Genomic DNA, 8,223 nt, shown 5'->3' on the forward strand with positions numbered 1-8,223 from the left:
GCCGACCGGCGCCGGCGATGCTATCCGCCGCTCATCCCCCCCGAATCGACACAGGCAAATTTCCCTTCCATGCGCTATTTTCTCGACACAGAATTTAACGGTTTTGGCGGCACGCTGATCAGCGTTGCCCTGGTTCCCGAACATGGCGATCAGGAATGCTATGTTTCGCTGCCGTTGCCCGAAGTGATCGAGCCGTGGGTGGCAGGGCACGTCATTCCTTATCTTCGCCATGTGCCGCCGGGTATCGATCATGAGCTGGATCGCGTCGAGGCGGCCGACCTCGTCGCGGCCTATCTGGCCGGCGATTCCGACCCGGTGATTATCGCGGACTGGCCGGAGGATCTGGCGCATTTTTGCGCGCTGTTGGTGACGGGGCCGGGACGGATGGCGGGCGTCGATTTCGGCCTGAAGCTGGAACTCATCAACGCAGCGGGCTTCAGCGCGGCCGCCAACAGCCGCGTGCCGCACAATGCACTGCACGATGCGCGGGCGCTGCGTGATTTCTACATGCTGGACCGGGCCGGCTGAGCCCTGCCGATTCGGCTGCGCTCCAGCCACCAGAGCAGGGCGCTCACCAACAGCCAGGCGGCCGCGAAGGGCCAGGCGGGACCAGGCGTTTGCCGCGTCGCTTCGGCGGCGGCTGTCGGGCCGCCGCGCAGCAACGCTGTTGCGTCCCTGTTACGAATGCTTTTCATGGCGGTCAGGGCATCGTCCGGCTGGACGTAGAAGGACATGCTTCCCGCCTTTGTGACGAGCCGATGCCATCCCGGCTGCGCAGGCCAGAACGCGGCGCAATCCGCAACGGGTTGCAGAGCAATAGCGCGACCGTCGGGCTGCTCGACGGAGGCGCGCGGAGCAGTTCCGCACAGCGCTACACGTTCGCCTGCCCAACTGATCGCTGGGGGTGAGGCGAGCCTTGGTGCGGGGCGGACGACCGCGCGAATGAGGCCTCTCCACCAGTCGTCATAAAGGGGCGTTCGCCCGGTAAGAACGAGCGCGTAGCTGTCGATGCCGGTAAAAAGCGCGACACGCCCTCGTCCCTGCGGCCGCCACGCAGCAATGGGCGCGTCGCCCGCATCGTGCAGCAGGGCCGCAGACGTTCCGCCCAAGGGCGAGAGCGCCAGACGGCTGACGTCCGGAAGGAAATCGGCAGGCAAACGCAGATCATCCGGCAAAATTTCAGTCGGGATGCCAAGGCGCGTGCGCGCAATAGGGGCAGGGCCCGCTGTTGGCAGGGCCAGAGGGGCAATGCTGTTGGCGCCGGTGAGGGCAAACCCCAAATTGCGCCACTGGGATAGAGTCGCGGCGTCCAGCGGGCCGGTGGGGCGAAGTATCAGGCCCAGGCCGTTGCGCACCGCGGCCATGAGGGCGGTTCGCTGGCCGCCCAGCGCCGCCCAGCTTCGATCATCTATCACAATGATGTCGAATCGGCCGAGCGTGGCGGCATTGATGGCGATCGGGGCATCCCCCAGCGAGATGCCGCCGCCTGCGCTGATCTGGCTCATGACGTCGAACCCTGCGTCGGTGGCCCAGCGGCGAAGATATTTTATTTCAGGTCCAGGCGCTGCGGCAAGGAGCAGGAGGCGCTGCGGCTTTGGCTGCAGGACGACCAGCGGGACCGACGCCTGCGCAACGGTGCGATCCTTGATTCGAACACGCAAGGTGAAGAGGCTGTTTCCTGCGGCGCGCGCCGTGCCGGTCAGGCGCACATGCCCCTGCTGATCGGGCGTTGTCCTGTCCGTCACGCGTCCGGCCGGATCGAGCAATTCGACGATTGCATTGTTCGTCGGTGAGACTGTGGCGCCCACATCGAAGCTTTCTCCGGGAGCGGCGGCAGTTGGTGGTGTCAGGGACAGGATACCGCTTCCTTGAGCGGGCGGGTCGAAGCGCACGGCAAGGCCCGATGCGGCCTCAATGTCGCGGGGGGTGAGGCCAGACCCCAGCACCGTGATGCGCTGAGCCTCCGGATGGCGGCGCAGGCCGGTGGCGAGATCGGGCACATGCTCGGCGCCCTGGATAGGGCCGGCTTCCGGCAGGGCCAGCGTGGGTGCGCCAGAATTGGGGGTGAAGCGAGGGGCGCCGGCGGTCGCAATGATGAGAGCGCCGCTCTCGACCGGAATCGGCGGCGGGTACAAAGTCATGAACAGCAATGCGGCGCAGGTGGGTTGCAAGACGAGCAACGCGACGAATCGCGGCCAGCGCGGATGGGGCGATGCGCGATTCCACAGGATGAGGCGAATGGCTGAAATCAGGACGGCGATCGCCAGGATCGCGGCAGTGACATGCTCCAGTCTCATGAACCGCCCCCCCCTATCATTTGCAGATAGCGGGCGCCCATGTCGTCGGGACGTCGCCTCGGCAAGGCTTGGCCCATCGGTCGTTCCATGGCGGTCCAGAGCAGGGATTGCAGACGGGCGCGACAGGCTGCGCAGCGCGGGCTTTGGCGCAGGGTGTCGATTGCGGCGGTGAGCGCCAGCGGATCGGGCAGCCGCCCTTCATTGGCGCGGACCCAGTTCCCAAGCGCTGTCAGGTCGGGAGCGGCGCTGCCCTCCAGCGCACGCCATGCCGATGCGGCGGGGCCATCGCTGCTTTTGACGCCTGCAAGGGGAAGCGTCCGGCTCGCAATGCCGTCCCGCTCGCCTGTCATGCGGCGGCTAGGATCGATGGGCGGAAGTTCAGGGCCGACTTTCGACAGGAAGATGCGTGTTGCCTGCTGCACTTCCTTGATGAAACGCAGGGCGCGGTTGGCATAAGGCAGGGCAAGGTCTGGCCGCCCCTGCTTGAGTTCGCGTTCCGACCCCCACATTTCATCGACCGCTTTTTTCAGGATCGCACGCGTTTCCGGGTCGAGGCTGGAGGCAGGGGATTCGTCATGAGGGTGGCCAAATTCCGCCAGCACATCTTCGGGGGCGCCGAAACCTGCGCTCGCTTTGGCGGGCGGGCCATGATCGTGGCCATCCCCATCCGAATGACCCTGCGCATCGGCGGTTGGCAGCGTGGGTTCGCCCTCCTCTTCGCCGCCAAGAAACTGGCTGTAGCGGCCGCGCAGGATTTGCTGATCGTTGCCGATCGTGCCGGAATTGGCGAGGTAGCGATCGGCCGAGAGGCTGCCCTTGCGTTTGAGAAGGGCTTCGGCGTCGATGATGATTTGACGCTGGCTGCGGAAATAGGCGGGCAGGGTGGTGTTCACCATGCCTTCCAATCCGCTGCTTTCCGGCGCGCGGGCCGATGGCCACCGCAGAATGACGCTGGGGCCGCGCACCTCCTGCGGGCTGGGGCTGCGATTGTCGCGGACGATGAGTTGCACCACCATGTCCCCGCCCGCTGCAAAGCCGAAGCGTGCAAAATCGAGACTGGGGGCGAAACGGCGATCGCGGGCTGCGCCGGTGCCGCTGACGGGAATTTCTCGTTCGGAAAAGGTCACATTTTCGCCTTCGCCAATGGCAAGCGTGACGCGCAAGCGGGCGGATGCTGCCACTCCATAATCATCGGTCGCGGCAAAGGCTGGAGTCCAGATGCGTTGGCCCGGCTTTACGAGGGTTAACGCCGGGCTGAGCGCTTTCACCTGCGGCGGGTTGTCGGGTAGCGCATCGATGCGATGAAGCGGCGGGGTAGGGCCGCGACCGGCGGCGGCATCGACCCGGTACAGGAAGGACCGATCCAGCGTCATGCCTGCGATCCAGCTATCGCCATCGCGGCGAAGTGTTACCGGCTTGCCATCGACCAGCAACAGGCGGGGGGCCTCTGCTGCCGGATCAAATCGCAAGGTCCATTCCAGCCGCGAACCGAGCGGCGCTTGCGCATCAAGCCTGGCGGAGTCGCGCTTGGGAAGCGCGGTATAGGCAGGTGGCAGGATGCGGAGATTTTGGGCAATCAGTCGCGGAAGGCCGGGCGCGGCGGCGATGCCTTCCTGGCTGGGCGCAAGGGGCGGCGGACCTTCGCCGGGGCGCGGCCACAGCACCATGGCGACGACGATGAGGACGGCTGCGCACGACAGTGCAATCAACCACCCCCTTGACCAAGGAGCAGCGAGGTCGTGCGGCGACCCTTGGTCGAGGCGATCGGCGATCCGTGCGCGCTGAAGCGCCTGAAGGGGGGTCGGTATCGCAGGGGGGAGGAAAAGCAGGGCACTGCTGTCCTCCAGGTCCGGGCGGGTTGCATCCAGGCGGCGGATGAGCCAGGCGCGGTCATGGCTAATGGCCCGTTTGCGGGCGATGAGCAGCGCAAGTCCGACCCCGAGCACAGCCATCGCGAGCGCGACAGAAGGGCCGAAGACGCGCCAGGCCATAGCCGAAAGTGCGGCAAGGACAGGCAGGGCGAGGCCAATTATATCAAGGACCGACCGCCGGCGCGCCGGGGCGACCCATTGTGCAAAAAGACTCTCGGCGCTCATGGCGACGGGTTCCGGCTGCGTCGGGTCGCCAACCAGCGTTCGACGCCGAAGAGCAGGGCGATGAGCAAGGCAAGCCAGGGCGTCAGCGGTTGTGGCGGCAGGTCATAGGCGTGCGCGCCCGGCAAAGGCGCATAGTCGCGGGCGGCAACGCGATCCGGTGGGCTGGGTGCCGGGTAAAGGGCATCGCGCAGTTGGGCCGGGAAATCCGCGTCTAGGAGCAGCGGCATGGCATCGGCGCGGAGCGGGCGCGTCAAACGAAGGACGAAGCCTTGGCCAAGACGCGCGGCTTCGGCCAGAGGCAAGCCCTGCTTGTCGCGCCAGACGCTGACGAAACGGACATTTTCCGGCAAGCGGGCATCATGGGGCAGCAGCAAGGTGCCGCCCTGAGAGGTCCAGTCCTCAACGCTTTTTGGGACTGCGCCAGCCCCCAGCCACGCGAGCGCCCGGCGACGATCGGGAAGGGGGGCGGTCAGATCGCCACTATCGGAAGCGGCTTCCTTTTCAGTCTGCCACGCCTTGGCGACCGCGCGCAGATAGCGTGCGCCATCCTGATGCGCCCTGTCATGGCGTATCGCAAGAGATGTCGCAGGCGGTTTGGCGGGAGGGCTTGACGGCATGGCGCCCGGCTGAATGCGCCAAGTCACCGTGCGTGACAGCCTGATGCGATCGGCGTCCGCGCCGCTGATGATTTGAGGGGTGACGATGGTAAGGGCGGCACCCTGCGGCAGATCAGCGTCCAGTTCCCGGATCAGGCTGGCGACGGGAAAGGGACCACGCGGCTCTTCGGTGTCGATTTTCGGGAAACCGGGCGCAAGCCAGTGAAGACGGGCTTCGGGATAAGCGGTGGGGTCGATCCCGGCGCCGGGAATGACCGCGACATAGAGGGAGTCATTGGCAGCGCCCCACAGCACGGGCCTTGCGAGGAAAAGCGCAAGCAGCGTGAGCAAAGCCAGCCGGACGAGCAGCAGAGGCCATTCGTCGAACCGCAAGCGCGACCGAGGGCGAGGCCTCTGCCGCAGCCAGCGCAGCGCGGCGAAGTCAGTTGGCTGTTGCTCGCTGCGGCGCGCGATATGGATGACGAGCGGAACGATCAACGCGGCCAGCGCAGCCAGCGCGGCGGGAAATAAGAGACCGAAACCCATCGCGCTTAGCCCACCGTGCCCTGCGCCGAGAACAGGCGACGCAAAGGCAGATCGACCGGCTCATCCAGCACATGCGTCACATGGCCTATGCCGACGGCATCCAGACGGGCGTGCAGCGCTTCCCGTGCCGCGCCAAAGCGCGCCAGAAATTCGGTGCGGAGCGCGGCGCCATCCGCCAGCAGTTCCTCGCCGGTTTCCGGGTCGCGAAACCGATAGCCGCCGGCGAAGGGAAAATCCCTTTCGGCGACCGTCAGCATTTCGATAACCAGTGTCTCGCGCCCTGCCAAAGCCAGCTTTTCCGCCAGGGCAACGGCTTGTTCGTCGAAACAATCGCTGAGCAGGATCACCAGATCATGCGTGCCGACCCTTTCCCACAAAGGGCCAAGCTGTTCACCCGAAGCAAAGACCCGACCGGCGCTGACGTCCAGCAACTCCAGCATCATGCGATCGCGCTGGCGCAATCCTGTCGCGGGGGGCAGCAGGCGAAGGCCCGTGTCGCCGAGCGCCATGAAGCCGAACCGATCGCCCTGCTGCATCGCAAGCTCTGCGACGGCCGCGGCGATCGCCTTGCCAGCGTCAAGGCGGCTGTAATCGGGCCGGGTGGTGTCGCGCTGATCCATCGATGCGCTGGCGTCGATCAGAATCCAGACCGCGACCGGACTTTCACGCTCGGCCTCACGCACGAAGAATTTGTCGGAGCGGGCGTACAGCTTCCAGTCGATCTGGCGCAGTTCGTCGCCCGGTTCGTACGCGCGATATTGTGCGAATTCGAGGCCCGCGCCCCGGCTATGACTTTGATGCAGGCCGATGCCATGCGACCCCACCGCCCGGCGCGTGACGAGGCGAAGGCCGCGAAGGCGGCTGCGCACGTCTGTAGGCAGGAAATCGACCATGGCGGGGCGGATCAGGCCAACGGAACCGCGCGGACGAGCGCAGCGACAACGTCGTCGGCGCTGCGACCCTCGGCTTCTGCCGCGAAAGAGAGCAGCAGGCGGTGGCGCATCACCGGCGCAGCCAGCGCGGCAATGTCCTCGCGCGTGGCTGCGAGGCGGCCGTGGAGCAAGGCCCGCGCCTTGGCGCAGAGGATAAGCGACTGGCCGGCGCGAGGCCCGGCGCCCCATTTGACATATTTGCGAATGTCTTCGGACGCCGCTTCGCCCGGGCGACTGGCGCGGACGATGCGCGTGACCCAGCCAAGCAGTTCGTCGCTGAGATGAACGTCGCGCACCATCCCTTGCAGCGCCAGCACTTCCTCACCAGCCATCACCATCGGCACTGCGCCGCCGCCCGTGCCGGTGGTCTGGGCCAGGATCGCCCGTTCCTCCTCCTCGGATGGGTAATCGACGCGGACATGAAGAAGGAAGCGGTCGAGCTGCGCTTCGGGCAGGGGATAGGTGCCCGCCTGCTCCAGCGGGTTCTGGGTTGCCAGCACGAAGAAAGGGCGGGGAAGCTGATGCGTGACGCCGCCATAGCTGACGGTCTTTTCCTGCATCGCCTCCAGCAGCGCGGCCTGGGTCTTGGGCGGCGTGCGGTTGAGTTCGTCGGCCAGCAGCAGGTTGGTGAAGATCGGGCCTTGTTGGAAACGGAAGCTGCGATGGCCGGTGCCATGGTCCTCCTCCAGCAATTCCGTGCCCAATATGTCGCTGGGCATCAGGTCGGGCGTGAATTGCACGCGGCGAAAATCAAGTTTCAGCGCTTCGCCCAGCGAGCGGACGAGCAGCGTCTTGCCCAGGCCCGGAACGCCTTCGAGCAGGCAATGGCCGCCGGCCAGAAGGCCGATCAAAAGCTGCTCCACGACATCGGCCTGGCCGACGATCGCCTGACCAATGGCGGCGCGCAGGTCGGTGAGGCGTGCGAGGCGTGCCTGGATATCGGCTTCGGTAAGCTCGGTCATGATAGTGATGGCCCTTGTTTGACGCGCAATTGGAAAGTCACACCGACAGCGCGTACATCACGATGTTGACGGCGAATTTCGTGTTATCTTCGGCCAGGAAACGCTTGTTGCGCCAATCATAGTCCCATTCGCAGCCATAATCCTTGTTGCTGTAGAGAACGCCCAGGCGGCCGTTGACCTCTATGCCCTTGAGATATTCATGGACGAGGTCGTCGCCCCAGCCATTGAGTTCGAGCGCGGTGTTGGGCGGCCCGTCGAATTTGAAGAAGCTGCGGTAGATACCATGGCTGTCGGGCAGTTCGATCATGGCTTTGGGGCCGAAGATCTTGGCCATCTGGGCTTCGAAAGATCGGGCGAACAGGCCGTCAATGTCATGGTTGCAATCATCGACCATGACAAAGCCGCCACTTCGCACATAGCGTTCGAAGTTATGACGTTCGGCCGGCGAAAATTCGACGAGCTTATGGCCGGCCATATAGCAGAAAGGCGCGGTCAGCATGCGCGGGTCGGACAGCGCGATCACATGCTCCTTGGGGTCGACGCGCAGGGTGGTGTAATCGATGAGCGATGTGATGATGTTGGATGGGGTGCGCTGGTCAACGTCCCAGTCACCTGAATCGTAGCGCAACCGGGTAAACCAGAAATCATATCCGCCCGTTGCCGCGGACAGCGGCCCGGCCAGCATCGTGCCGGAGAGACCGCCCGCCATCAGCCGGAGAAAGTCGGCGCGCGTCATGTGTCAAAGTCAGCCGATCCTCCCCTGGAAGGGGAGGTGTCTGGCGAAGCCAGACGGA

Annotated in this window: 7 protein-coding genes; 1 reads left to right on the forward strand and 6 read right to left on the reverse strand. The window is 65.3% G+C overall.

What is annotated here, in order from left to right; translation table 11 throughout:
• Positions 1–69 precede the first annotated feature (69 nt).
• Positions 70–528 (forward strand): hypothetical protein, encoded by a 459-nt coding sequence (locus RLDS_RS38240; protein ID WP_031297935.1) that lies wholly within the window; start codon positions 70–72, stop codon positions 526–528.
• Here RLDS_RS38240 and RLDS_RS38245 read toward each other — a convergent pair.
• The 6 genes from RLDS_RS38245 to RLDS_RS38270 are packed head-to-tail and all read right to left on the reverse strand — an operon-like array spanning position 504 to position 8,165.
• Positions 504–2,297 (reverse strand): hypothetical protein, encoded by a 1,794-nt coding sequence (locus tag RLDS_RS38245; RefSeq protein WP_021225705.1) that lies wholly within the window; start codon positions 2,295–2,297, stop codon positions 504–506. The genes RLDS_RS38240 and RLDS_RS38245 overlap by 25 nt on opposite strands.
• The gene (locus tag RLDS_RS38250; protein ID WP_021225706.1) at positions 2,294–4,393 is read right to left on the reverse strand and encodes a DUF4175 family protein; all 2,100 of its coding nucleotides are present in this window, start codon (positions 4,391–4,393) and stop codon (positions 2,294–2,296) included. Before RLDS_RS38250 ends, RLDS_RS38245 begins: the two co-directional genes overlap by 4 nt.
• Positions 4,390–5,535: a BatA domain-containing protein gene (locus tag RLDS_RS38255; protein WP_021225707.1), complete on the reverse strand. Its 1,146-nt coding sequence runs from the start codon at positions 5,533–5,535 to the stop codon at positions 4,390–4,392. Before RLDS_RS38255 ends, RLDS_RS38250 begins: the two co-directional genes overlap by 4 nt.
• 5 nt (positions 5,536–5,540) lie before the next feature.
• The gene (locus tag RLDS_RS38260) at positions 5,541–6,428 is read right to left on the reverse strand and encodes a DUF58 domain-containing protein (protein WP_021225708.1); all 888 of its coding nucleotides are present in this window, start codon (positions 6,426–6,428) and stop codon (positions 5,541–5,543) included.
• An 11-nt stretch (positions 6,429–6,439) separates the two neighbouring features.
• Positions 6,440–7,429, reverse strand: coding sequence for an AAA family ATPase (locus tag RLDS_RS38265; RefSeq protein WP_021225709.1), 990 nt, complete (start codon positions 7,427–7,429; stop codon positions 6,440–6,442).
• 37 nt (positions 7,430–7,466) lie between these two features.
• A complete protein-coding gene (locus RLDS_RS38270; protein ID WP_021225710.1) occupies positions 7,467–8,165 on the reverse strand; it encodes a DUF4159 domain-containing protein in 699 nt (232 codons plus the stop codon).
• Between the last annotated feature and the right edge of the window lie 58 nt (positions 8,166–8,223).

The sequence above is a fragment of the Sphingobium lactosutens DS20 genome, from assembly GCF_000445105.1.
Classification (GTDB): Bacteria; Pseudomonadota; Alphaproteobacteria; order Sphingomonadales; family Sphingomonadaceae; genus Sphingobium; species Sphingobium lactosutens.

Coding starts and splice junctions, on each gene's coding strand:
- RLDS_RS38240 (WP_031297935.1), top strand. CDS start 70: ATGCGCTATTTTCTCGACACAGAATTTAACGGTTTTGGCGGCACGCTG.
- RLDS_RS38245 (WP_021225705.1), bottom strand. CDS start 2,297: ATGAGACTGGAGCATGTCACTGCCGCGATCCTGGCGATCGCCGTCCTG.
- RLDS_RS38250 (WP_021225706.1), bottom strand. CDS start 4,393: ATGAGCGCCGAGAGTCTTTTTGCACAATGGGTCGCCCCGGCGCGCCGG.
- RLDS_RS38255 (WP_021225707.1), bottom strand. CDS start 5,535: ATGGGTTTCGGTCTCTTATTTCCCGCCGCGCTGGCTGCGCTGGCCGCG.
- RLDS_RS38260 (WP_021225708.1), bottom strand. CDS start 6,428: ATGGTCGATTTCCTGCCTACAGACGTGCGCAGCCGCCTTCGCGGCCTT.
- RLDS_RS38265 (WP_021225709.1), bottom strand. CDS start 7,429: ATGACCGAGCTTACCGAAGCCGATATCCAGGCACGCCTCGCACGCCTC.
- RLDS_RS38270 (WP_021225710.1), bottom strand. CDS start 8,165: ATGACGCGCGCCGACTTTCTCCGGCTGATGGCGGGCGGTCTCTCCGGC.